Annotated in this window: 22 protein-coding genes; 2 read left to right on the top strand and 20 right to left on the bottom strand. The window is 41.5% G+C overall.

All coding sequences use genetic code 11. The annotated features are described in order from the left end of the window. The 6 genes from pepF to WKT08_RS04545 form a co-directional block, all read right to left on the bottom strand. Positions 1-1803 (bottom strand): oligoendopeptidase F, encoded by a 1803-nt coding sequence (pepF, locus tag WKT08_RS04570; protein ID WP_049496751.1) that lies wholly within the window; start codon positions 1801-1803, stop codon positions 1-3. A gap of 72 nt (positions 1804-1875) precedes the next feature. Further along, positions 1876-2826, bottom strand: a complete 951-nt coding sequence (locus tag WKT08_RS04565) for a competence protein CoiA family protein (protein ID WP_049523684.1) — start codon at positions 2824-2826, stop codon at positions 1876-1878. Between the two features lie 73 nt (positions 2827-2899). Beyond that, positions 2900-3472, bottom strand: coding sequence for a hypothetical protein (locus tag WKT08_RS04560; RefSeq protein WP_049523685.1), 573 nt, complete (start codon positions 3470-3472; stop codon positions 2900-2902). Positions 3473-3647: 175 nt separating this feature from the next. Next, on the bottom strand, positions 3648-4820 hold the full coding sequence (locus tag WKT08_RS04555) for an MFS transporter (RefSeq protein WP_061591115.1): 1173 nt from the start codon (positions 4818-4820) through the stop codon (positions 3648-3650). Between the two features lie 70 nt (positions 4821-4890). Beyond that, on the bottom strand, positions 4891-6237 hold the full coding sequence (locus tag WKT08_RS04550; protein WP_049490513.1) for a DUF1958 domain-containing protein: 1347 nt from the start codon (positions 6235-6237) through the stop codon (positions 4891-4893). A gap of 188 nt (positions 6238-6425) precedes the next feature. Beyond that, the gene (locus tag WKT08_RS04545; RefSeq protein ID WP_045759243.1) at positions 6426-7133 is read right to left on the bottom strand and encodes a glucosamine-6-phosphate deaminase; all 708 of its coding nucleotides are present in this window, start codon (positions 7131-7133) and stop codon (positions 6426-6428) included. Between the two features lie 307 nt (positions 7134-7440). Here WKT08_RS04545 and queA point away from each other — a divergent pair, with 307 nt between their 5' ends. Further along, positions 7441-8469, top strand: a complete 1029-nt coding sequence (queA, locus tag WKT08_RS04540) for a tRNA preQ1(34) S-adenosylmethionine ribosyltransferase-isomerase QueA (protein WP_003006367.1) — start codon at positions 7441-7443, stop codon at positions 8467-8469. A gap of 11 nt (positions 8470-8480) precedes the next feature. Further along, positions 8481-8951 carry an arginine repressor gene (locus tag WKT08_RS04535; RefSeq protein ID WP_061591114.1) on the top strand — a complete coding sequence of 157 codons (471 nt, stop codon included), beginning with the start codon at positions 8481-8483 and terminating at the stop codon, positions 8949-8951. Between the two features lie 479 nt (positions 8952-9430). On the opposite strand, the gene WKT08_RS04530 is transcribed toward WKT08_RS04535, so the two are convergent. The 14 genes from WKT08_RS04530 to WKT08_RS04465 form a co-directional block, all read right to left on the bottom strand. After that, positions 9431-10765, bottom strand: coding sequence for a dipeptidase (locus tag WKT08_RS04530; protein WP_061591113.1), 1335 nt, complete (start codon positions 10763-10765; stop codon positions 9431-9433). Between the two features lie 17 nt (positions 10766-10782). Continuing rightward, entirely contained in the window at positions 10783-12294 is a 1512-nt protein-coding gene (locus WKT08_RS04525) for a YfcC family protein (RefSeq protein WP_049486413.1), read from the bottom strand. 124 nt (positions 12295-12418) lie between these two features. Continuing rightward, positions 12419-13363, bottom strand: coding sequence for a carbamate kinase (arcC, locus tag WKT08_RS04520; RefSeq protein ID WP_061591112.1), 945 nt, complete (start codon positions 13361-13363; stop codon positions 12419-12421). 85 nt (positions 13364-13448) lie between these two features. After that, positions 13449-14465, bottom strand: coding sequence for an ornithine carbamoyltransferase (gene argF, locus WKT08_RS04515; RefSeq protein ID WP_049486412.1), 1017 nt, complete (start codon positions 14463-14465; stop codon positions 13449-13451). Between the two features lie 84 nt (positions 14466-14549). Then, positions 14550-15779 carry an arginine deiminase gene (gene arcA / locus WKT08_RS04510; RefSeq protein WP_049486411.1) on the bottom strand — a complete coding sequence of 410 codons (1230 nt, stop codon included), beginning with the start codon at positions 15777-15779 and terminating at the stop codon, positions 14550-14552. Between the two features lie 237 nt (positions 15780-16016). Further along, entirely contained in the window at positions 16017-16706 is a 690-nt protein-coding gene (locus tag WKT08_RS04505) for a Crp/Fnr family transcriptional regulator (protein WP_024056304.1), read from the bottom strand. A gap of 159 nt (positions 16707-16865) precedes the next feature. Then, a complete protein-coding gene (locus WKT08_RS04500; RefSeq protein ID WP_061591110.1) occupies positions 16866-17933 on the bottom strand; it encodes a serine hydrolase in 1068 nt (355 codons plus the stop codon). 98 nt (positions 17934-18031) lie between these two features. Further along, entirely contained in the window at positions 18032-19504 is a 1473-nt protein-coding gene (locus WKT08_RS04495) for a helicase HerA-like domain-containing protein (protein ID WP_340280367.1), read from the bottom strand. Positions 19505-19713: 209 nt separating this feature from the next. Further along, positions 19714-20319: a superoxide dismutase SodA gene (gene sodA / locus WKT08_RS04490; protein WP_003006336.1), complete on the bottom strand. Its 606-nt coding sequence runs from the start codon at positions 20317-20319 to the stop codon at positions 19714-19716. Positions 20320-20407: 88 nt separating this feature from the next. Beyond that, entirely contained in the window at positions 20408-21442 is a 1035-nt protein-coding gene (holA, locus tag WKT08_RS04485) for a DNA polymerase III subunit delta (RefSeq protein WP_340280365.1), read from the bottom strand. A gap of 23 nt (positions 21443-21465) precedes the next feature. Then, positions 21466-22068: a DUF805 domain-containing protein gene (locus WKT08_RS04480; protein WP_023917645.1), complete on the bottom strand. Its 603-nt coding sequence runs from the start codon at positions 22066-22068 to the stop codon at positions 21466-21468. A 75-nt stretch (positions 22069-22143) separates the two neighbouring features. Further along, positions 22144-24390 carry a DNA internalization-related competence protein ComEC/Rec2 gene (locus WKT08_RS04475; RefSeq protein ID WP_340280361.1) on the bottom strand — a complete coding sequence of 749 codons (2247 nt, stop codon included), beginning with the start codon at positions 24388-24390 and terminating at the stop codon, positions 22144-22146. Continuing rightward, positions 24371-25039 carry a helix-hairpin-helix domain-containing protein gene (locus WKT08_RS04470; protein WP_150905697.1) on the bottom strand — a complete coding sequence of 223 codons (669 nt, stop codon included), beginning with the start codon at positions 25037-25039 and terminating at the stop codon, positions 24371-24373. The genes WKT08_RS04475 and WKT08_RS04470 overlap by 20 nt, the downstream gene beginning before the upstream one ends. Positions 25040-25105: 66 nt before the next feature. Then, on the bottom strand, positions 25106-25852 hold the full coding sequence (locus WKT08_RS04465) for a lysophospholipid acyltransferase family protein (RefSeq protein WP_003006324.1): 747 nt from the start codon (positions 25850-25852) through the stop codon (positions 25106-25108). Positions 25853-25909: the final 57 nt, after the last annotated feature.

Below are 25909 nucleotides of genomic sequence, written 5' to 3'. Positions count from 1 at the left end.
TTATGCGAGTCCTAATTTTTCTACTAGGGCTTCAAATTCATTCAAACGACGTTCAAAGACCGCAAAGGCTGCGTCCAAGTAGTCTTCTTTTTCCATATCCACACCTGCTTTACGGATGACATTGAGTGGATAGTCAGAATTTCCAGCCTTCAAGTAGTCGATATATTTATCACGATCTTCTTGTGTTCCATGAACAATCTTTTCAGCTAAGGCCGAAGCTGCTGCAAAACCAGTTGAATATTGGAAAACGTAGTAGTTATAGTAGAAGTGAGGAATTCGAGCCCATTCATATTGGATCTCAGGGTTGTCTTCTTTTGAAAGACCATAGTATTTTTCATTGAGCTCTGCATAGAGGTTGTTTAAGAACTCACTAGTCAAAACAGTACCTTCTTGGTCTGCTTTATGGATAGCATGCTCAAATTCAGCAAACTGCGTTTGACGGAAGACAGTTCCACGGAAGCCATCCAAGAAGTGATTCAAAATCGCAAAGCGAGTTGCATCGTCTTCTACTTCTTCTAACAGACGTTCGGTCAAGATATTTTCATTGGTTGTAGATGCGATTTCAGCAAGGAAGATGGAATAGTCCCCATAGACATAAGGTTGGGTTTCACGGGTATAACTAGAATGCATACTGTGACCAGTTTCATGCACCAAGGTGAAGAGATTGTCCAATGTATCTTGCCAGTTCAACAACATGAAGGCATTGGTATCATAAGAACCACCTGAATAAGCACCCGAGCGTTTTCCTTGGTTGACATGCACATCAATCCACCGTTCGCTGAAGGCACGTTTCACACGAGAAAGGTAGTCCTCACCCAAAACAGCCAAGACTTCTTCTGCTTTGGCCAATGATTCTTCATAGGTAAACTTGTAGTCTGTATCGGATAATGGCGTATACATATCGTACATCTTCAAGTCTGAGATTCCTAGAATTTTTGAACGCAATTGCACATAGCGTTGCAAGAGTGGCAAATGTTTGTTCACCGCTGCTACCAAGCTATCATAAACACTTTCTGGTACAAAGTTTTCAGAAAGGGCCGCTTCACGGGCAGATGAGAATTTGCGAACTTTGGCATTGAAGTTGTGAACTTTCACATTGGTTTGTAAGGTTTTAGCATAGGTATGTTGGTACTGTTCATAAACCTTGTAGAGGCCTTCGTAAGCTTCTTTACGAACGGCACGATCTTTTGATTCTACCAAAGAAATATAGTTTCCATGGGTTAATTGAACTTCTTCGCCCTTGTCATCATGCACAGTTGGGAAAACAATATCTGCATTGTCCAAAATTTCAAAAGTTTCACCACCAGCCGCAAAGATCTCACCAGCACCTGCAAGTAATTCCTCTTCTTTTTGAGACAAGACATGTTCTTTTTTCTCTAGCAGACGATCAAAATAATGACCATATTGTTCCAAGGCTGGAACTTCACTCACAAAGGCTTTGTATTGCTCATCCGTAATGGCCATGAATTCAGGCTCATAGAAGGCAAAGGTTTCACCTAACAAGCTATAAAGAGACATCCCTTTTGATTGGTACTCTTGGTATTTAGCCACTCGTGTGTCTTGGTCATTTTTCATATGGGCATAGACGTAGACCTTTTCTAAACGACGACTCAATTCCAAATATGCATTGGTTGTATCCAACAGTGTTTGCGCTGAATCCAACAAATGGCCAGCATAGTGGCTTGCTGCTTTAATATCTGTAGCTAAGCTTGCTGCTTCTTCTTCCCAAGCTTGATCTGTCGCAAAAATTGTCGACAAATCCCATTGGTATTTTTCATCAATTTCATTACGTTGTTTTACCATTTCGATTAATCCTCCAATGGTACTATTTTAGCATAAAAATGAACATTTCGGGAGGATTTCTATCTTAGAAAGTTAGCTTTTCTGTTGAGCATAAAAACGTGGGGGATAAAGGATCTGAACGGGTTGGATTCCTTGCGACTGATAATAGGTCATAAATTGCTGGTAGTAACCTTCTACATCCTCTTTAATTTGGAGCAAGTTCTGTGAAAGGATCGGACGACAAAGAGGATAAAAGAAATCTAGCCCCAGTTCCATCAGATGGTGTCCCTGCATATAGAGTTCTTCCTGAAGCTTCAGCCACTTTGGATGACGATAAAAGAGTTGCTGCTGTATATACGTTAAAAATGTACGATCGAGCTCGACTGCCATTTGCTGCATGGGTTGCGAAAGATAAGGGGTCCGTAAGACTTCCAGTAAAGACCTTTGGCCAAAAGGGAAAATTTCTGTTTGATAATGCAATCGCCCTCGTAAATCCTCATGGATGAGGTATTGCAGACGTAGCTCTTTCTTTGTCAGATCCAATTCCCAAAGATGGAACCCGCGATTCTGACTAAAATAAAGAAAGCCAGCCTGCAGCTTTGTTAGTCTTTTCTTGAGCCACAACTTTTTACCAAGTAACCAATAGACCTGGTAACCGTGGGATCGATAATCATCGCTTCTCTCCTTCAAGCGTTCTAAAGATAGAGAGCTGCACTGCACTTCCAAAGCTAAGTTCTTGTCTACTACCAAAAGATCGGCAATTTGTTGAAAGTCTGCTAAATAACTTTCTACCTCTGTTTTAGACTCCTTAGAGGCCCAGTTATAAAGACTGGCTTTCAATTCCAGATGTTCAAAACTCTCAGCTTCGTGATGATAGGGACAATGCTGTAATTCTACATGAGCAAAATGAGCCCGTAGAACCGAGCCATTTTTTAGACGCACTGGACTATGACATGCTAGACAATAGAAGGGCCCTTCTGTCACAGCTGGGATCTCTTCCAAACAGTTCCACCGCTTTTGATTGTTATCCATGGCAATAAACATAGGCCCACCTCCTCATCTATATCATTCGAAAAAAAATAAGAAAAAGGCTGGAAATTCCAACCTTTTCTTCTTTTTATTCTTCAGAATCTGAATCTGAATCATCACTGTCGTCATCTGCAACAGGAGATTTACTCAATTCTTTCTGCATATCTTTCATTTCTTTACGAGTACTTTCCAACTCTTCACGAGCATCTTTCAAGATTTCGATCAAAGCTTCACGGTCTTCTTTAGGAACGACTGTGCTATCTGAACCGATGCTTTCCAAGCCTTCATTAAAGATATCTTTTTGGTTTTCTAAGCCTTGCTTTAAGGTACTAATCATTGCATCGTATTGTTCTTTTGCAGGACCTGTCACAGAAGTACCTGCTTCTTCAGTAAGTGAAACAGATTGATCCATTAATTTTGCAAACAACTTTTTAAAGTCTCCAACTGTTTTAGCCTTGCTGATTTCAGCGTCTGTTAAGAGGCTAGAAGATGAAGTCTCTTCTGAATCTGTTGAAGTATCCTTGCTTTTTAAAGTGTTGGCAGATTTGCTCGTCACTTTAGTAGTTGATTGACTATTTGAAGTTTCCTTCTTTGTGTCTTGTTTGTTTGAACAAGCAGCTAGGGAAACAATCGTCAAAAGAGCAGCTGTCGATAAGATCATTTTTTCATAAAATGGTCTCCTTCATATTAATTTTACCTCATTCTACCACCGAATACTTTGATTGTCAAATTAATCGCTAGTTCTTAATAATAGCAAATAAGTTGGACAAAACACTGTGAAATCAGTGTTTCTGTCCAACTCCTCGATGATTAGTCATACAATTGTAACAATTTCATTAGTCTACTTTGCCACCAAAAAGGCCGTGAGCCTTCCCTTGGGGCATTTTTAAGGCAAAGCTCAGCAAAAAGACGATCCCTACAACCCCTGCTAAAAAGAAACTCATGACTTGGTAACCGCCTCTTTCAATACAGAGGGCTGCGAGGGGTTGTAAAAGAATGGTTCCTAAATAACGAGCTCCTTGGACAATGGCCATGGCAAGAACCAAGTCTTTGCCATTCACCTTTTGGGCAATAAACCGTAAGGAGACCATAATCAAAACCATCCCTGTTGTATGCTTGGCTATAAGAGTCAAAAGCACTTTTAAGAAGACAGGACTTGGAAGAGCGTAGACGGCATATTGAGCGAAAATAATTCCGATTGGAAGAGCAATCAAAACCCGTAAAGGCCAGTGGTCCATGAATCGATCAGAGAAAAAGATCAAGGGAGCTTCCACTACGACGGAGACAGCTACAACCGTAGAGGCAATATGGACTGGTAGACCACTATCCATGAGCAACTCAGGAATATAGGTATGACCAATATTTCCAACCCCTGAAGCCAACCCAATCAACACAATAAAGAAGAGATAAGGTCCATTGTGAAGAAGAGGACGAATAGAGACAGGGTGTTTTTCCTTTTCTACGACTGTCTCTTTTTTCTTCATTCGAACCGCACTTAGGCAGAAGAGACTAAATACAATGGTGATCAAAACCGTATAATAGACTGCTTGGGGGCTAAACTGATGATAGACCCAGCCAGCTATTTGGACACCGACCGAGTAGCCAATGGTTCCCCAAACGCGAATCTTCCCAAAAGCGTATGGACTTTGCGTTGCAAAAACTTCCATCATGGGAGCTGTCCCATTCAAACAGACTAGAACAATTCCGTAAAAAACAGTCAGCCAAAAGAGATTGGGGGCCCAAAGAAAACCGAAGACACCACCAATGATCACACTCAGACTGAGGGTCGTCATTTTTACGATTCCAAATCGCTCATTGATATACCCAAAGAAGGGTTGGGCTACCATGGATAAGAAAAAGGCAACCGATACCAAAGTCGACACTTGAGTTGCACTATAGTGCTTTCCCATCAAATAGACGGAAATGAGGGTCGTAAAGAGAGATGTGGACATAAAATAAAAACTATAGAGTAGCATATAAGCCACATAAGAATTTCGGAATTTTTTCATATAAATCCTTTCTAAAAATATCGGAATGGGACAATGACAAAACCCAACTGACAATCAGTTAGGTTTTATTTTATTCTTTATTATAGCGCTTTTGAGCCTCTTTTTTGCGTCTCTCACGACTTTGTTTTTCAATCGAGAGAATGATGACAAGAATGAGAATCGGAATCAAAATCAGGAAGTGATCCAGCGAAAGCCATTTACTGTGCTTAGCCGTTGTCTTTTTCCCACTTGCTGTTTCTTTGACAAGCTCTGGCTTGGCTCCTTCTTCCACCTTCATATCATCTCGGATACCTTCAGACAAGGTGTAGAGATCATTATCTACTGTCAGATAGCCATCTTTTACCGCAAGGGTCGGTTCTTTAGCACCTTTTTTGACCGTTGCATAGAAGGGTTTTTCGAGTGTATAGGTCTTGCCATCAATCTTCTGGACACCTGCATCTAACAATTTTTTATAGCCAAAATCTTTATAAGCTTTTTCGATCAAGGCATTGCCAAACGGGTGACGGTAATATTCCCCATCTTGGTCTGCCCAATCTCCTACGCCCATAATGACAGCAATTAAGCGCTGATTGCCCCGTTTGATGGTCGCGATATAGTTGAAAGCTCCACGAGGACTTGATCCAGTTTTTAAACCATCCACACCTTTCAAAGCATACTTAGCTCCTGGCAATGAATAATTGTAGGTATCAAAGGTTTCCTCATACGGAGTTCCTTTTTTGACCGTGACTTGTGCTTGATTGGTATAGTTTAAAATATCCGGGTATTGATTGATAAAATGATAGACCAAAATTCCCAAATCACGCGCAGTTGTCTGGTTAGCCGCATCATTTGGATAATTGTTTACCTGATAGTAACCTTGCAAGGTTGAGATGGCCGCTCCACTCGGGTTATTCCAGACCGTATTGGTCATCCCTAATTCCTTAGCCTTGGCATTCATGCGCTCGATAAAGGCATCTGGATCATTGTTGGACATGAGATTGGCCAACATAAGGGTTGATACATTTGAGGATGGAACCACTGTCATGGTAATCAACTCAGGAATGGTGTAGTCTACTCCAGCAACAATATTATTATTGGAGATCTCATAGATCTTTCCGATCGCTTGGTCTGAAGCGGTCGCCTTGATCACTGTATCCTTACTGATCTTGCCATTTGCCATATCTTCAAACAAGAGATAGAGCGTCATGAGCTTACTCATGCTGGCAGGATCTCTGACTTCATCGATATTGTCTTTCCAAAGAACATTGCCCGTATTTCCGTCAATAATAAGCGAAGAATGTGGACGGTTAATGGCTTGGACATTGTCATTTGGATACATCTTTTGCGCCATATCCACCAATTCATCCGCACTCGCTAGAATTGGCTGGCATAAGAGACTCAGAAGGAGGCAAATATGGATCAAATATTTTTTTATCATAGACTTTTCCTTTATAACAGACTAATCAGCTGGAGGCTAAAATAAGCTTCTAGCCCTCATGCCCTTTCCTCTTGTCTCCCAGTAGATGAAAAGAGCTAATCACAGCAGATAATTACTTGTATTGTACCATATTTTGAAGCAGAAAAAAACCTATCTGGCCCGAATAAATCGGCGATAGGTCCTGTTTTTTATCGACTTAACAAGCTCAAGGCTTCCTTATCCGCAATAATGGTCACATTTGGATGTCCTTGAAGGGCACTAGCTGGCACTTTTTCTGTCCTTTCACCCTCTACTGTACCTTTGATTGCTTGGGCTTTTGATTCCCCATAAGCAAACAAGACAATTGATTTCGCAGCTAAGATATTGGCAATCCCCATAGAAATAGCTTGAGTTGGTACGTCTTCGATCTTATCAAAGAAACGAGAATTGGCCTCAATGGTAGAGTCATCCAACTGAACTAAGTGGGTCTGACTATTAAAGGATGTCCCTGGCTCATTAAAACCGATATGCCCATTGCGTCCGATTCCCAAGATTTGAAGGTCCACTGGATGGTCTTCGAGTATTTTGTTATAACGGATCACTTCTTGATCGGCAGATTCTTCAACACCGGATGGGAGATAGCTTTCTTTGAACGGTTTGGCATCAAAGAGATTTTTCTCCATGAAGTACCGATAAGATTGAGGATCATCTCCCGTCAATCCTACGTATTCATCTAAGTTCACACTGATTAGATTAGACAGATCCAGATCACTTTCACGAATTTGTTTATAAAACTCAAGGGGACTGCTTCCAGTCGCAAGACCTAAGGTTTGAGCACCTTCCTTTAAAGTTTCTTTCAATATATCAAAGGCAACTTTTCCACCCTCAATTTGGTCCTTTACTTCAATAATTTTCATTGGATAGACCTCCTATTTCTCTATGCTTTTATTATATGGTATAGACCAATTTTTGTCAAGTGAAACCGCTATCTTTTTCTGGCATTTTTTTCATTTTCAAGTCGATTCGTGATATAATGAAAGGTATGATTGTATCACTATTATTCATCATTTTTTTGATCGGACTCCTTGTCTTTCTATTATCTTTCTTGATTCATCAAAGAAAGATTCTCAAGGTCCTGATCTTTTTGATGGGAATCAGCCTGATGCTCTTAGCTGTCGGGACTACCATCTATCTACTCACAAATTTATTATAAAAGGAGCGCTAATGAATACCAACGACTTTGACTTTGATTTGCCTGAAGAACTGATTGCTCAAACCCCTCTTGAAAAACGAGATGCCTCTAAACTCTTGATCCTCGATCGAAAAACAGGGCAATTCCAAGACCGTCATTTTGATGCAATTTTGGATGAATTGGAGCCAGGAGATGCTCTTGTCATGAACAATACGCGCGTTCTACCAGCCCGCCTTCATGGAGTCAAACCAGAAACAGGTGGTCACGTCGAATTCCTTCTCCTTAAAAATACGCAAGATGACTGTTGGGAAGTCTTGGCAAAACCTGCAAAACGCTTAAAGGTAGGGGCCACAGTCAGCTTCGGAGATGGTCGGTTGACCGCAACCGTTGAGGAAGAATTAGAGCACGGAGGCCGTATCGTTCGCTTCCACTACCAAGGGATCTTTTTAGAAGTTTTGGAAAGCCTTGGTGAAATGCCACTTCCTCCCTATATCCATGAAAAACTGGCTGACCGCGAGCGTTACCAAACCGTTTACGCCAAAGAAAATGGTTCTGCTGCAGCTCCGACGGCAGGTCTTCATTTCACCCAAGAATTGCTCCAAAAAATTGAAGCAAAAGGGGTTCACCTGGTCTATTTGACCCTTCATGTGGGCCTAGGAACCTTCCGTCCAGTATCCGTGGACAATCTTGAAGACCATGAGATGCACTCTGAATTTTACCAACTTTCTGAAGAAGCTGCTGCTACCCTTCGTCAGGTAAAAGCTGCAGGGAAACGTATCGTAGCCGTCGGAACGACTTCTATTCGGACCCTTGAAACGATTGGTAACAAATTTGATGGAGACATCCAGGCCGATTCAGGTTGGACCAATATTTTTATCAAACCAGGTTATGAATGGAAAGTCGTCGATGCCTTTTCAACCAACTTCCACCTTCCAAAATCAACTTTGGTCATGTTGGTTTCTGCCTTTGCAGGCCGTGAATTAACCCTCGAAGCATACCACCATGCTATTCAAGAACGCTACCGGTTCTTCAGTTTTGGGGATGCTATGTTCATCAAGTAAAGGAGTCTCTCATGAATAAAGTTGAAAGCCGCCACCGCTTGATCCGCTCTATCATTTCTGAGCGTAGGATTCATACCCAACAAGAACTCCAAGAGGCCCTTGAAGCCAATGGCGTTCTCGTTACCCAGTCCACCCTTTCACGGGATGTCAAATCCTTGAATCTAGTAAAAATTAACGAGGGGGATAGTTCCTACTATGCCATGAATACCATCGCTCCTTCCCGTTGGGAGAAGCGCCTGCGTATGTATATGGAAGATGCCTTAGTCATGTTGCGGCCCGTTCAAAACCAGGTCGTTATAAAAACTCTTCCAGGTCTTGCCCAATCCTTTGGAGCGATCTTAGATGCATTGGAACTCCAAGAAATTGTAGCCACCATCTGTGGAGACGATGTCTGTTTGGTTATCTGCGAAGACAATCAAGGAGCTTTGGATTGCTTTGAAAAATTAAAAGAATTCACCCCACCCTTCTTCTTTAGTAAATAAAAAGTTTGGAAACCAAGTTTCCAAACTTTTTAAAATGTAGACAAACTATCTTAAAATAAGGTGAGCGATTCTGCAAAAAAATTAAAATGTGTTCTTATTTTTTGAATGAATGAAAAAAACACTGAAACTTTCCGCCGTGAGAAAAGTGCCTGAAATAAAATTGTTTCAGGCACTCGGAATTATTGAGAGTAAAACAGTTTGGGAAACTGTTTTAGCCTGAGCCCAGAAATTAAAGAGCGAGGGGGCTCAATACAAATTGAACACGGGCTGCGGATTGTGTCAAAAAGATAAGTTCTCCTAGAATCGAAAGATTCCGCGTCAAACTTCCTATTTTGACTTTATCCGCAGACGCCCTTAGTATCTTGATTTAGTCTTGGAACTTCGTAGAAGTTCGCTGACGTCCGTACTCACCTAAGGAAAGTTTTTAGTATAAGTTTGTCTTCAATCTGAAAGTTTGGAAACCAAGTTTCCAAACTTTTTTATATGGTGGCTAAGCGTTGAATGGCTTCTCGATAGATTTCCATCGCAGCGTAGAGATCGTCAATTTTTGCACGTTCATTGGCTTGGTGCTCGGTCTGTTCTGCACCTGGGAAAAGAGCCCCAAAGGCAACACAATTTTCCATGGTCCGCGCAAATGTCGCACCACCAGAAGACATAGCTGGTGTCTTATCACCAGTTTCTTCCTGATAGACGGCCATCAAAGAGCTGACTAAAGGACTATCCAAAGGAACATATAAAGGAGCTAAATAATCAAACTCTTCATATTCCAACTGATAGCTGGCTGCAATTTCTTGCAAACGAGCTACCAAGGCATCCTTGTCTGCTAAGACGGGGATCCGGATATCAATCCCGATTTCCGATTGTTCTTGATCGATCACAAGGGTCGCAAGATTGAAGGAAAGATCCCCACTTGGTTCATCTGAAATAGGGCCAAATAGTGCTTCTCCCGTTGCATCCTCACCAACAGCATCTGCGATAAAGAGCAAAGCTGGATGGGGTTGGATGAGGGATAAACTTTCCGCTAAACCGACAATAGCATTCACTCCTTCAGCTGCATCTTTAGAGTGCTTGGAAACACCCAAAACAGTTACAGAATCTTCTGTTTGGCTATACTGAACCCCACTTTGATCCAAAACAGGAAGCAACTCCTCCAAACGATGACCAGCATAGGTCGCCTTGTCTGGAACAACATTGAGGGCCTGTCCAGCCTGTAAGGGAAGATCATCCCAACCTGGACCATGCAATTTCACTTGTAATAAGCCTTTTTCAGCATAGGTTAATGGGAAAGAGGAATCCGGTGCAAATCCAAGATCTGCTTGTTCTTCGATTTGGTTGTAGCGGTTCATACAGCGCCACAAGGTTTCTTCATCCGTCCCAAAGATAAAGCGGATTCGTTTGGTAAACTGGATGCCATCATCCAGCAAACTCTTAACTGCATAGAGAGCAGCGAGGGACGGCCCCTTATCATCCTGCACACCACGACCTACTAAATAATCACCGACAATGGTCGCTTCAAAAGGTGGCGTTTGCCAATCTTTTAGATCACCGGCTGGAACAACATCCAAGTGACAAAGAACGGCCAGGAGTTCTTCCCCCTGACCGATCTCTGCATATCCATAGTATCCTTCAGGATCTATATATGTTTGAAAACCTAATTCTCGAGCAAGCTCTAAGGTTTTTTCTAGGACATCTTGGATAGCTTGTCCAAACGGTGTTCCATTTTCCCCTTCGTTTAATACTGAGGGGTAAGAAATGATGGTTTGAAGCGAGTTTAAATACTGCTCTTTTACATCGTTCTTTATTCTATTTTTCATGAAACACCTACTTTATTCTATTGCAAGAATGGAACCACAGTTCCTAGTAGAAGAAGGGCAATGGTGATTACAACAATCGCTACGACCAATTTACCCATGAATTTCCACCATGCACTCAAGTCAACACGTCCAAGAGCAAGAGCTCCCATTACGATACCTGAAGTTGGTGCGATCAAGTTCAAGACACCAGATGCAGATTGGTAAGCTGTGACAATCAAGCTACCTGGTACATTGACGAATTTACCAAGAGGTGCCATGATACCCATTGTTGCGCTGGCAAGACCAGATGATGATGGGATCAAGAATGACATTGGCAAGTAGAAAATGTAAGTCAAGACAATGAACAATTGAGATGAAAGACCTTTCAGTCCTTCTTCACCCCAGTGAAGAATTGTCGCAGTGATCATACCGTCGTTCATGATGACTTGGATACCACGTGCTACTGCTACGATAAGAGCAACACTCAAGAGGTCAGCTGCACCATTCATGAAGGATGAAATAATTTTATCTTCTTTCAAGCCATAAATGATACCAACAAGGATTCCCATGAAGGCAAAGAGCATAGCTGTTTGAGGGAAGTACCATGTACCAAGAGCATCTGTGTTACCGATCAATTGACCAAGTACTGGAATTTTATGGAGAGATTCGTTAAAGTTGTTAAAGAATGTAATACCCAAATCTTTGAATGGGATAAATCCAGCAACCATGATAACGAATGTTGAGATGAAGACGACCAAGACACGTTTTTGTTTCTTGTTCATTTGTGAAGGAATTTCTTCGCCACTATCAACATTAAAGTGTTTCAAATCTTCTTCACGAGTTGCATAGGTGAGAGATTTGGTTGGGTCTTTTTGAACCTTATCTGCATAACGGTATACATAGTATGTGCTAAGTCCTGTCAATACGATCCAGAAGATCACACGAAGTAAGAGACCTGAAGCACTTGAGATACCTGCAGTATCAGATGCGATAACTGTCGCAAATGGGTTCAATGTTGACGCCAAACATCCGATTTGTGATCCTAAAAGGATAATAGCTACCCCTGTCAAGCTGTCAAAACCAACGGACATCATAACAGGTACAAGAAGTGGATAGAAGGCCATGGTTTCTTCACCCATACCATAAGTTGTACCACCAAGGGCAAACAATGGCATCAAGATCAAAATCAACATTTTTTCGCGGCCTTTGTATTTACGAACGATAGAAGCAATCCCTACATCAAGGGTACCTGTTTCGTTCACAACTCCAAGGAAACCACCGACCATCAAGATAAAGAAGGCTACGTCAATCGCTGCACTAGTTGGTGCTTTACCAAGCATGGCATTGATTGGGGCCATCAAAACATCCCAAATTCCTTGAGGATGTGCTTTTACAGATTCATAACTACCTGCAATGATAGCACCTGCATCGTCAACCTTGTATTGACCAGCTGGAATAATCCAAGTTAACACTGCCATAATAGCAATGATAATTAACAATACGGAAAAAGATGAAGGCATCTTAAATCCTTTTTTCGTTTTTTCACTCATTTGTCTTCCTCCTAACGCAACAAAGTGTGAGTGATGTTTTACAAGAGCATCTTGTAAAACGCTTACCTATAGATTTATTCTATCACAATAAGCTTTAAAATACTAGTTTTTTCCTAATCTTTCATTAGTCTTTTTGAATAATTGTTCCACTTTCAGACTCAATCAAAGCGCCAAGGTTTTCAAGTGACGTAATAACTGCTTTTCCTTCTGGACGACCATTGACGAAGGCAATGGCAGCTTCTACTTTAGGAAGCATGCTTCCTGGTGCAAATTGGTCTTGCTTGATATATTCTTCCAATTGAGCCACATTAACATGTTCCAATTTTGCTTGGTCTGGTTTGTTGTAGTTCACAAAGACATAATCGACACCAGTCAAGACGATGAAGAGGTCTGCTTCTACTAATTCAGCCAAACGTTGAGAGGCGAAGTCTTTATCGATGACCGCTTCAACACCAGATAAGCTACCATCTGCTTCTTTCACAACTGGGATACCGCCACCACCGGCTGCCACAACGACTTGACCGTCGTTCAACAAAGTACGAATGGTATTGATTTCTTTGATATCCACTGGTTTTGGTGAAGCAACAACTTTACGCCAGCCACGACCAGCATCTTCTTTGAAGGTTGCTCCAGATTTTTCAGCTTCTGCTTTTGCTTCTTCTTCTGAGTAGAAAGGACCGATTGGTTTGCTGAGGTTAACGAAAGCTGGGTCGTTCTTATCAACAACGACTTGTGTCACAACAGAAGCCACATCTTTTTCGATTCCTTCTTCATGAAGAGCATTTTGAAGAGCATTTTGAAGCCAGTAGCCAATGCTTCCTTCGGTCATAGCAACTAAAGAATCAAGTGGGAAAGCTGGGTTCTTTTCAGAATTTGCAGCTAAGTGTTGAAGCAAGAGGTTCCCTACTTGAGGACCATTTCCGTGAGTGATGATCAAGTCATCCCCGTTTTTGATTAATTTGACTAAGTGTTTTGCTGTTTCTACAAGTGCTTCTTGTTGAGCTTGTGCAGAAGGATCAGATGAGAGAATAGCATTTCCTCCCAAAGCAACGACGATTTTTCTTGACATAAGTTTTCCCTTTCTATAAAAAATAGGGGCAGGACTAAAGCTAGCAGTCCAGCCCCTATAGCTGTTGGTATACGGTTATAAAGTCTTAAACTTTTGGAATGTACAAGTTACCAAGAGTAGCTGCCATAACCGCTTTGATGGTGTGCATACGGTTTTCAGCTTGGTCAAATTGACGAGCATATTTGCTACGGAACACTTCGTCAGTAACTTCCATTTCTTCTACGCCGAATTTTTCAGCAACATCTTTACCGTAAACAGTATTTGTATCGTGGAAGGCTGGTAAGCAGTGCAAGAAGATCAAGTCTTCGTTATCAGCTTTCTTAATCAAATCCATGTTTACTTGGTAAGGTTTCAAAAGGGCAACACGTTCTGCAAATTTGTCTTCTTCACCCATTGATACCCAAACGTCAGTATAAAGTACGTCTGCACCTTTCACTGCTTCGTCGGCATCTTCAGTGATCAAGATATGAGCGCCACTTTCTTTTGCAAATCCTTCTGCCAATTCAACGATTTCTTTTTCTGGGAAGAGTTCTTTTGGTGAGAAGATGTGTACGTTCACACCAAGGATAGCACCTGTTACAAGAAGGCTGTTTGCAACGTTGTTACGTCCATCACCACAGTATACAAGTGTCAAACCTTCCAAACGTCCAAAGTTTTCTTGAACTGTCAAGTAGTCTGCAAGCATTTGAGTTGGGTGCCATTCGTCAGTCAAACCATTCCATACTGGAACACCTGAGAATTCAGCCAATTCTTCAACCATACGTTGGCTGAAACCACGGAATTCAATACCGTCAAACATACGTCCAAGAACTTTAGCAGTATCTTCTGTAGATTCTTTTTTACCAAGTTGGATGTCGTTTGCACCAAGGTATTCTGGGTGAGCACCAAGGTCGATGGCTGCAGTAGTGAAGGCTGCACGAGTACGAGTTGAAGTTTTTTCAAACAAAAGCGCAATGTTTTTACCAGCAAGATAGTGGTGTTCAATGTTGCGTTTTTTAAGGTCTTTCAAGTGAGCTGAAAGTCCGATAAGGTATTCTAACTCAGCACGTGTAAAGTCTTTTTCTGCCAAGAAGCTACGTCCTTGGAACACTGAATTTGTCATTCTATTTGTCTCCTATTTTCTTTCTAGTATTGATCAGTAAGAAGAAAGAGCTGATCCTCAACGACCAGCTCTCGGTCTTCTCTATTAGATTTCTTCACGTTCAAATGGCATTGACATACAACGAGGTCCACCACGACCGCGAACCAATTCACTTCCGCGGATCTTAATCAAACGAAGTCCGTATTCTTCTAATTTCTTGTTTGTGACTGTGTTACGATCGTATACAACTACCACACCAGGTGCGATTGTAAGAGTATTTGATCCGTCGTTCCATTGTTCACGAGCAGCTGCAACCACATTGCCATCACCACAAGGGATCAATGTAACTTTTTCTACACCAAGGTTTTCAGCAAGTAATTCAGCCAAATCACCTTTTTCTTCAACAATCTTCAATGCTTCATTTTCATATGTTACAGAGAAGACGCGAAGGTTGCCTTGAATTTCTGGGTGGATGGTGAATTTATCGTAGTCCACCATTGTGAATACTGTATCCAAGTGCATGAATTTACGGCTGTTTGCAAATTCGAAGGCCAATACTTTCTTGAAGCCAACGTTCTTCTTGAAGATGTTTACCAACAATTTTTCGATTGATGCAGCATCTGTACGTTGTGAGATACCAACTGCCAAGACATCTTTAGAAAGGACCAATTCGTCCCCACCTTCGATACGAGTATCTTCTTCACGGTTGTATACCAAATCTACATTACCACCATATACTGGGTGGTATTTGAAGATGTATTTACCATACAAAGTTTCACGGTTACGTGTATCAGCATACATGTGGTTCAATGATACTGCATTCCCAATTGTAGCAAATGGGTCACGTGTGAAGTACAAGTTTGGCATTGGATCAATCGCAAATGGGTAGTCAGATTCAACAAGGTCTGTCAAGCCTTTGTCAGCTTCTGGAATTTCTGGAAGCTCAGCTTTTTGGAAACCAGCCATTGTTTTTTCAACCAATTCTTGGTTGTCTTCAATACCACGAAGGATTTCGCGAATAGCGTTTTTAGTTTGGCGTCCACGAATGTTTGCTTCATCAAGATATTCTTCGATGAATTGTTCGCGAATTTCTGGAGTAGTCAATGACTCAGCTGCCAATTTTTCAAGATAAAGTACTTCGATTCCTTCGTTACGAAGCGCTTGAGCAAAATTGTCGTGTTCTTTTTGTGCATCTTCCAAGAATGGAATATCATCAAAAAGAAGACGCTCTAGATAGTCAGGCATCAAGTTTTCCAACTCTTTACCTGGACGGTGCAACATTACTTTTTTCAGTTTTCCAATTTCAGAGAAAACATGAATTGGTTTAGTTGACATCTGTCATCCTCCTTTTTTCTTTGAGCCTGTTCACAAGCTTTATTACAATTGTTATTATATCCTTTATTGGTACCGCTTTCACGAAGGATTCTACTTTTCGAATGCAAAGAATTTTGTGTTTTTTTGAATGTTGTCTATATTTTATTCAATATGAAGCGTTTTCTTTGCATATTTTGTCTTTTATATTATTTTTATGAATATATATTTTTTTGTAAAAAATATAAAAAGATCAACAAATTAGTTGATCTCTTCAAAACTCTTTAAAAAGTAGGCTGTATCTAGAAAAGTTAGTTGTTTTCTCTCATACTGGATCTTATGAGAATCAATGAGTTTCTTTAAAACTTGATTGACGGTTTCTCGGGTTGTGGCTGCTAATTTGGCCATTTCCTTCATACTAATTGGAAATGGAAGCTGATTTCCTAGACCTTCATAGTCCTTGCACAGAATGGCTAAGGATTGAATCACGCGCTCACTGGCACTAGCTGTCACGACATTGCGCAAGCGCAACTCTTGAAATTCTAGGATGGAGGAGAGCTTTCTCATAATAAAGAGCAACTGCTCCTTACTCTCTTGGGCATATAATTCATAGAGGTTGACGGGAATCACGAAACAACGCAAATCCGTCACCGCACTAGCTGTATAGTGGTAACGCTCATCCTGGAACATCCCACCATAAGGGAACAGAGCCCCCTTCTTAATATAATCCATATAGGAGAATTGGTCAGACGAATCAAATTGCTCAATACGAGCAAAGCCTTTTGTCAGAAGAAAAATGCGCTCCCGCCTATCTCCTGCATAAAATAAAATTTGTCCTTTAGGGATATCCCTGGCATGAATTTCAACAGCTAATTTATCAAATAGCTCCACTGGTAGCGCAGAAAAGGCTGGATGCGAGCGGAGCAACTGGTAATCTTCCTTTGTAATCATGTCTATACTTCCTCTTATTACTATTAGTAGTATAACATACTTTTTATAGAAAAGGGAAAGAAGTCTCTTTAGAACAGAAAAGTAATTCGAAACACCAAGTGAATTTCATCCTACTTTGATAGAATAAAAGGCCTGAGCAACCCTCAGACCTTCTGTCGATTATTCATTCATATTGACACGATGCCATTCATTGATAACATAAGCCAATTGTCCCAATTGATAAAGACCAACGCCACTGATTTCAGAACTTTCTGGAGTCGTCCCTCCAAGTCCTGCAGTGTAGATAGCAACCAAATAAGGAGTCGATTCACGGACAATCGCATCCACATTAAGTGCTTCAGCAACATATCCTGGTTTTTGTTGAATCACCAAATCTGGCAAGAATTTTTTATAGTACTCACCTGGGAAAGACTCCCCGATCAGTTCTAGTAAATCCGCATATTTTTCTTGATGATTCCAAAGATATTCCAAGACATGGATGTAATAATCCGTTGTCGTTTTATTATCTTCGCTAAAGGTTTTAACCTCTGGTGAACGAGATTGACCATAGCGACTGAACAACTTACGCGCTTGCTCCATCCCCCCTAAACGATCTGCCAAAGCATAGGCTGGGGTGTTTTCAGAGTAAACCAATGAATAGCGCTGCATATCAGGAATAGACATGGCTCCATCAAAGGCAGCAACGTAATTGTCATGCTCTCCTACATATTCATAGTAAGTATTGGTAATGTCAAACCGGTCTGTTAAATTGAGTTTGCCCTTTGCGACTTCATCCACCACCAACATGTTCAACGGTAGCTTATAGGTACTACCTGCCGTCATTGGTTGAAGATCATTCATGGCAAATTGCTCTCCTGTAATGGCATTGCGATACGTGAAGGCAACTTGTGACGGATCAATTCCACTTTCTGCTAGGAAATCCTGGACAACCTCTACCAAACCTTTATTAGCATAATCATAGACAAGACCATAAGCGCTCATCGTTTCCATGTCTGCATCTACTACTGCTTGCTTAGCTTCAGGAGATTTGACACGCGGTTTTTTCGTCTCAGGGGTAGACTTTTCGATATCTTGTTCTTTTGCTTCTTTTGTTTTCTTTGCTTTTTTTTCAATTGCTGATGCTGTTGGTTGCGTAATATGCAAGTAGCCCAGTGCGCTTGTTCCCACTAAGCACAATAGAATACTGATCGCAATCATGATCGAGCGTAGATTAAAATATTTTTTCATACGAGATTAATTATAAAAGATTCTACTGAAAATAACAAGAATTATCAGAAATAGAAAACGATTTCTTTTTAAAAAGTTTATTTCTTTTCATCAAAGGCTTATTTTCGTTTAAAGGAGCCCATAATTAGCTTAGCGATCTCACGCGCAATCGTCCGGAATAAGGAACTCAAGAAGGAATCCTTAGCTTTTTCAAGACTGGATTTTCTTGGGCGACCTGGACTGCGCTTTTGCTCTGCTTTTTCCGCCGTAGCACGTTCTTTTTCTGCTTCTTTTTGCTCCTCTTCTTGTGCTTCCTTGCTTGCTTTAGCTGCTAATTTTTCATAGGCAGATTCCCGATCAATCGTCGTCGCATACTTTTGATGGAAAGGCGATGTCGTGATTAAGGCCAATTGTTCACTTTCATTTAAGAGGTCAAAACTCGATTGAGGAGAGAGAATATAAGCACGCTCAACCACACTAGGTTGCCCCTTCTCATTCAGGAAAGAAACCAAGGCTTCCCCTGTCCCTAATTCTGTGATCACTGTTTCTGTATCAAAGTCTGGATTCGGACGAAAACTTTGGGCAGCCACCTTGATGGCCTTCATTTCTTTTGGTGTATAAGCTCGAAGAGCATGTTGTACACGATTTCCAAGCTGTGCCAAAACAGATTCTGGTAGATCTTGAGGATTTTGGGTAATAAAGTAAATCCCTACACCCTTAGAACGAATCAGGCGCACGACTTGCTCGACCTTCTCAAGAAAGAGCTTGCTTGCATCCTTAAAGAGGAGATGGGCTTCATCAAAGAAGAAAACCAGTTTTGGCTTTTCGGGATCCCCAACCTCGGGAAGTGTTTCAAAGAGACGAGACAACATCCAAATTAAAAAGGTTGAATACAATTTTGGTGAATGAAAGAGCTTTGTAGCCGAAAGAATATTGATATACCCACGCCCTGATGCATCGAGTTGCATAAAGTCATTTAAATCAAGTGCAGGCTCTCCGAAAAACTGATCCGCTCCTTCTTCTTCAAGAACCAAGAGGCTTCTTTGGATCGCACCGACAGATTGTTTGGTGATATTACCATATTGGGCAGAATAGTCTGAGCTGTGTTCATAGACTTCCTTTAAAAGGCTTTGCAGGTCCTTCAAATCAAGCAAGGGCCAATCTTTCTCTTGAGCCACTTTAAAGACAATTGCAAGAATTCCTGATTGAGTTTCATTCAAATCAAGTAGACGAGAAAGAAGCAATGACCCCATTCCTTCGACAGTCGCACGAACAGGATGACCAGCTTGGCCAAAGACATCCCACAATCGAACAGGGAAGGCTTGCGGCTCAAACGGATCTGTGAGACCAAGCAGTTTGTAGCGTTCTTCCAGTTTTGGAGTCCATTGCCCCGCTTTGGCTAAACCAGATAAATCTCCCTTGATATCAGCTAGAAAGACCGGAATGCCCTCTTTGCTTAATTTTTCTGTGAGGACCTTGAGGGTAACTGTTTTCCCTGTTCCTGTTGCACCTGCAATCAAGCCATGACGATTCAACATCCGCAAATAGATAGGCGTCTCAACGGCTCCTTTGGTAATGGTAATACTAGTCATTTCATTTCTCCCTGAATGTTTCAGTTTTCATTTTAAGGTTTATCTTTTCCTTGCCTAGGCCCTTCAAACCAGGCTTCAGACAAGTAAGACACACTCCTACTAGTGTATCATTTTCCTGACCAAACGCAAGAAATTATACTCCGATTTTCCGGATGCAAACAAAAAATCTATAAGTGCCAATACTTGCTCTTATAGATTCCTTCATTTTATTATTTTGCTGCTGCAAACAATTCATTAACTTTATTCCAGTTGATCACTGAGAAGAAAGCTTTGATGTAGTCAGGACGTACGTTACGGTATTTCACGTAGTAGGCATGTTCCCAAACATCCAAACCAAGGATTGGTGTTTTACCTTCAGAGATTGGTGTATCTTGGTTTGCTGTTGAAGTCACTTCGAGTTTGCCTTCTTTGTTAACAACCAACCATGCCCAGCCAGAACCAAAACGTGTCGTTGCTGCTGCTGTGAAGGCTGCTTTGAAGTCTTCAAATGAACCAAATGTAGCATCAATCGCTGCAGCAAGTTCTGCTGAAGGAGCTGTTTGTTCTGGAGTCATCAATTCCCAGAAAAGAGCGTGGTTCAAATGACCACCACCATTGTTGATCACAGCTTGGCGAATGTCAGCTGGAATGGATTCAACATCAGCTAACAAGCTTTCAAGGTCTTCTCCAATTTCAGGATGTTTTTCAAGAGCTGCATTCACATTGTTTACATATGTTTGATGGTGTTTATCATGGTGCAAATGCATGGTTTCTTCATCGATATAAGGTTCCAATGCATCATAAGCATATGGTAATTCTGGTAAAATGATAGCCATTTTATGGTCCTCTTTTCTTTATTACTGACTTGATGATAACGCAAACAGCTAAATTATTCAACTAATCTGCTTGCGATTTCATTCATCGTTAGACGCTATTCGCTACTTTCAACAGGGCCAAATCAAATAAGTAGTCTTTTTCATATGTTCCACTTTTAATCGCATAATCCGTCTCGATGAAGGTCATCATAGCTTGCTTCAAAAAGGATAGGGAAAGCCTACGGCTATCCCGTAGGGCGAACTTCACCTGGTAAGGATTGACCTTGCGTCCTGACAAGTCCGACAAGTTCGCTACAATTTGGCTTTCAGTTTGGCCTTCTTCTGAGAAAATTTTAACCTGAGAAAACATTCGGAATTGCCCCAACAAAATAGCGATCAATTTTATCTCATCTTCACCTTGTAGGCGAAGATCCTTAACCAAATTCCGGGCTTGATCGATTTGGCCTTTGAGAATCATCTGTGTCAGATCAAAAATATTATCTTGCAAGGACTTTGGAACAACCTCCTCGATATCTTGGAGGGTAATCTGACCATCTTCTTTATAAGCCTGCAATAGAGCGAGATTCTTCTGTAACTCTCCAAAATCATAGTCAGATTTTAAGAGCAGCTGGTCCAAGGAATCGCCCACAAAGTGTAAGCCCAATTCTTGCGCCTGACCAGAAAAATAACGCTTTAAATCTTGCTCTTTAGGAGTGGTCGCTTCAATGATTTGGGCATCCCGTTTTAGGAGTTTGACCAAGCGGCGCTTACTATCTAATTTTCCTTCTGCAAATATCACCAAACGGGTCGATTCAGAAGGATTTTCCAGATAGTTTTCAAATTGTTTCAGATCTTCATCGGTTAAATTGCGTTTCTTGGCAGTGGTCAGATCCAATAAGTGATCTAAAATCACGATTTTTTCATCTGCAAAAAAGGGAAGACTAACCAAATCCAGCTCGACCTCAGCATAGGAGGCTTCCTTCATATCAAAATAAGAATAATTCAAATCTGAAGGATCATAGCCTATTTTTTTTAAAATGTCTTTTTTTAACCATTCAAATTGACCTACATCCTCACCCGTCAAGACAAGAATAGGAGGCAGAGTTTGAACCGTCAGATGTTTAGTGTCGGTAATTGCTTGCATGAAACTCTCTTATCTCTATCAGTTTAGTGGATTTCGTGTTCAGCAGCCATTTTTTGTTCCAATGGTGGTTTTTCATCAGACAAATCAGGTGCTGCTACAAAATTAGGAATTTGCTCAAACGAGTTTCCTCCAAAGCTCCCCCCTGTCGCTGTGACCTGTGGTTCAGAAGCCACTCCCATAGGAGTTTCTACTGGTTGTGGGAAGGTGTTTTTCCCTGGAAGCATCATGAGAATCAAGAGGGAAATAACTGTAATTACCCAGAGAAATAGGAAAATATCTAGACCCGTCAACAAATAGAGCAGAACCGGACCAAGGTTCAAAAAAATCCAAGACCAATGAATCCCAGCATCCCGCAAGCGACGCACACAAATGGCTTGACTGGGTACCAAAATGAGGAAGTAAAAGAACGCTAAGAAAGCGAGCGCCCATAAACCTGTCTTAGAATGAACAGTTGAAAAATTGAGCGTTTCTTGAGCATTTTGATGGGATAAAGAGGTCACGATGTAAAAAACCCAAAGAGGCAAAGAAATCAGGGAATTCCAGAAAAAAGCTAGCCAAAAATGGGCCCGACTGGTCTTACTTGAAAAATCTGCATACTGTATCCAAAATTGCTTAAATGCGTTCATACGATTCTACCTTTACATTGATTTCACTTTCTATAATAGCAATTTTCAGCATAGAAAGCAAACCTCTCCTCGTCTCTAGCGGACCGTTTCTACCCTCCAATGGTCCCACCCAATCAAGCGAATTGCTCCCCTTTCATCGGTACGAAGATAAGAAATAGAGCGTTCCTCTAGACGATCGAGCAATTCTTTATGGGGATGTTGGTAGCGATTTTTCTTTCCAACAGAGATCAAGGCCAACTGAGGATGTAACTGATCTAAAAACACATCACTAGAGGAACCTTTAGAACCGTGGTGGCCTACTTTCAAGACATCTACTTGTAATTGTGGATCGTTTTTCAATAGTTTTTTCTCTCCAGCTTCTTCCAAATCACCCGTGAACAAAAATCGTTTCTGAAAGAACTGTCCATAAAGGACAATCGAATCATCATTTTTACCATCCCCCACTTCATCAGGGGATAAGACTTCTAGATGATCATCAAAAATAGGAAGTTGATCCCCTCTCTGGACTACTTTAATCGGACTATGAAGCAGTTTCAATTTCTCTCGAAATTGAGAATTGGTGAGACTGCCTGGACTGACATACACTTTTTTAACCGGGATTTGTTTGGCAACCTCCACCATATCGCCCATATGATCCTGGTCTGTATGAGTCAAGACCAGCGCATCGAGTTTTCCAACACCTCGACTCTTGAGATAAGGAATCAGGGTTTGATCCGCATTGGCAGACTGACTGCGCTCTTGCCACTTTTCTCCACTTTTAAAAGTGACGCGTCCTCCGACATCAATCAATATGGTTCTTCCTTTCCAATCGCGTAAAAAGATACTGTCTCCCTGACCGATATCCACCATGGTAATCTCATTTTCTAAAGGATGCTTGGTCCAACAAAAGATGAGTAGAATCATGCCTATTAACAGAAAACGACGTTTCTTTTGCTTTCGAAGATCATACAAGATCCCAAAAAGAAGGAAGAGAGCAATCAGAGCTGGTCCCGTCGGCTGACCAAATACCAAAGGTAGCGACGTGAGCTTTGAAATCCAACGAATACACTCCTCTATGAGAAGAAAGAAACTGTTAAAAATTGTAAGGGGCTTTAGAATCGATAAGATAAATAGCACCGTTAAACCTGGAAGAAGGACAAGATCAAATAAGAAAGAAAAGAGGAAGGTTAAAGGGAGTGACCACGGTTGAAAGACACTAAAGTAATAGGTCAAAAGGGGCAAAATCCCCAGGCTAATCCAGAAACTTTCCACTAGTAGCTTTTTCAGTCCGGAATAAGAACTGGTATCTACCAAGGTCAAAATAAAGGCGTAGGCACAACTCAAGACCCCTCCAGCTGTCAGGAGAAACTTGGGCATGAGCAACATTAAGATCATCAAGGTCATCGCCATATTCTCCATCCCTCGGACCCCCTTTTGAGAGAGGATCTTCTGCAAGAGGCTACGAACCACTGAAACAGAAAAACCTGTCAAGCCAGCATAGACCAAAGAAATTGGAAGCATCCAGATATCGACTGTCTCTTGCAAGATTCCTAGACGTAAGAGAGCTTTCCGGATCCCATTGATGAAAAAGCCAACCTGCATCCCAGATAAGGCGAATAAATGGATGATTCCTAAACTCGTGTAAAGCTGGTCCATCTCTTCAAAATCCGTATCTAAATAGCCAAAAAGAAGGCCGGTCATATACTGGTTCATCGGTTGCGGAAAGTGCTCCTTGCTCCAAACAATGGCTTGGCGCCTCCATTGAGATAGGCAATCGAAAACATTCCAAGTCTGTATAGGAAGTGCGGATTGGATCGCTTCAATTTTTATTTGATAGTGAATCCCCTGTGTTTCCAAATAAGACCGATAGTCAAATCCTCTAAAATTTCGCTGCCCTTCTGGCTCTTCTATAGCACCTTTATACGTCAACTCCAACAAATGAGTTTGACTTTGCCACTGCTGTTTTTCTTTTTCTGATTTTAAAGTGTAGAAGACTTGGTAGGTCCTTCCCTGATTTTTAGCACGAAAAGACAGGGCGTCCCCATTGATCTTGATGGTATCTGGAATCAGACGTAAGTGGGATGGGGGCTGACTTTCTGCTTGTACTGGATGATCCTGTAGTCGCTGAAAGACAAAGAAGGCCGCAAAACAAAGGGTTGCTAAAGCAAGCCCTAGCAAACTTGAGCGCTCCCCTTTATAGTGATGAACCGCTAAAACTCCCACTACTACTAGACCGCTGATCGAAAGCCAAGATGGTTGATAGATACTAAAATACAGCCATAGGAGCACAAAGGCGAGATGGACAAGCGAAAAAGGAAGGTCTTTAATCCACCGTGAAAGCATCTCTTAGTTTCTCCAGTGTTTTCTCTCCGATTCCTGAAACATTCTTCAGATCATCCACTGATCGAAAAGGACCATTTGCTTCGCGATAGGCGATAATGTCCTGGGCACGTTTCTGGCCAATGCCTGATACTGTCTGGAGATCTGATTCGGTTGCTCGATTTAAATGGACCTTGCCTGTTTTTTCTGCTGGTGCTGACGAAGTTGCAGGACTTTCTGAACTTCCAAGTTCTGGAACATCCTCTCCTTCTTTAGCAACATAGATCACTGCTTCATCGGAGAGTTTTTGCGCCAAGTTGACCGATTGACTATTGGCATCTGCTGTCATCCCGCCTGCCTTATAAATAGCATCGTGGACTCTGCTATTGGAGCGCAACTCATAGACACCTGGTTGTTTGACGGCTCCTTTGACATCGACCGTAATGATCTCGGGTGCATCAGACACAGAAGTCGCCGTCTTTTCTTCTTTGGAACTAGTGGTCTGCACCTTTTCTTTGCTCGAAGTTGAACTAGAAGCCTGATAAAGATCCGGTATGGTGGATGCACTTGACTGAGGTCGATGAAAAAGAAAATACCCTCCAAGTAAGAGTCCGATAGCAGTAAGAGCTAAAAATAGCTTATATTCTTTGATTTTTTCGATGATATCCTCCATAAGAAACCTCCTCTCACTTTTATTATTCGTAAAAATAAAAAAAACTGAGAAAAACTCTCAGTTTTTTTACTTGTTTTTCCGATGTTTGTCTGGATCCCATACAAAGCTTGCTAGGTAACTAAAGAGCAAGGTCAAGATGCCAACGACTAAGACAAGGGGAATCAAAAGGATTTTTAACAAACGAATCAAGATAAAAGGTTTTGTTGGGGTGTTGATCGCTTGCGCTTCCGCATCCAAACGGTCAAACTCCTCTTGGATACGGCGGGCAACTTCTGCCACTCCTTCGTCATTCATCTTTTTAATATCCGAAATATCAATGGGATGTCCAAAGTTCATATCAATGCGTTCACCCGTTGCCAACCCTTTCAAGTCTCTTGGACCAGTATAAGTCACTGGCATGATACGGACCTTCGCCATTTTGGCAATGATGGCAACACCGCCTTTTACGTCTTGAGAATGACGGCTTCCACTTGGAAACATAATCAAGGAACGGTTGCTCTTTTTCAGCATATTGACAGGATACTTAATGGCTTCTGCTCCCGGATTTTCACGGTCGATCGGAAATGCCCCACACATGCGAATCCACCAGCCAAAAATACGATTGGTGAAGAGTTCTTTTTTCGCCATAAAGATAAACTGCTTTGGCTTGGTTGCAAAGGCCATATAGACCGGATCCCACCAAGTCCGGTGAGGGGATACCAAGATGTAGTTCTCTTCCCGATCTGGAATATTGTCCTTATGATGGTAATGGGCATTCCCATTTAAAACCCACAGAATAAAGGCAACAAGGCCACGTAAATAGGTATAAAACATAGTTGTTCCTCAAATCCATTTCATTCGTCTCTCTACAAGATATTCCATCCTGTAAAA

It is taken from the genome of Streptococcus sp. HCA-5024 (genome assembly GCF_037890265.1).
Lineage (GTDB): Bacteria > Bacillota > Bacilli > Lactobacillales > Streptococcaceae > Streptococcus > Streptococcus lingualis.
The sequence above is the reverse complement of the archived record's forward strand: the minus strand, read 5'-3'. Positions and strand labels throughout refer to the sequence as shown.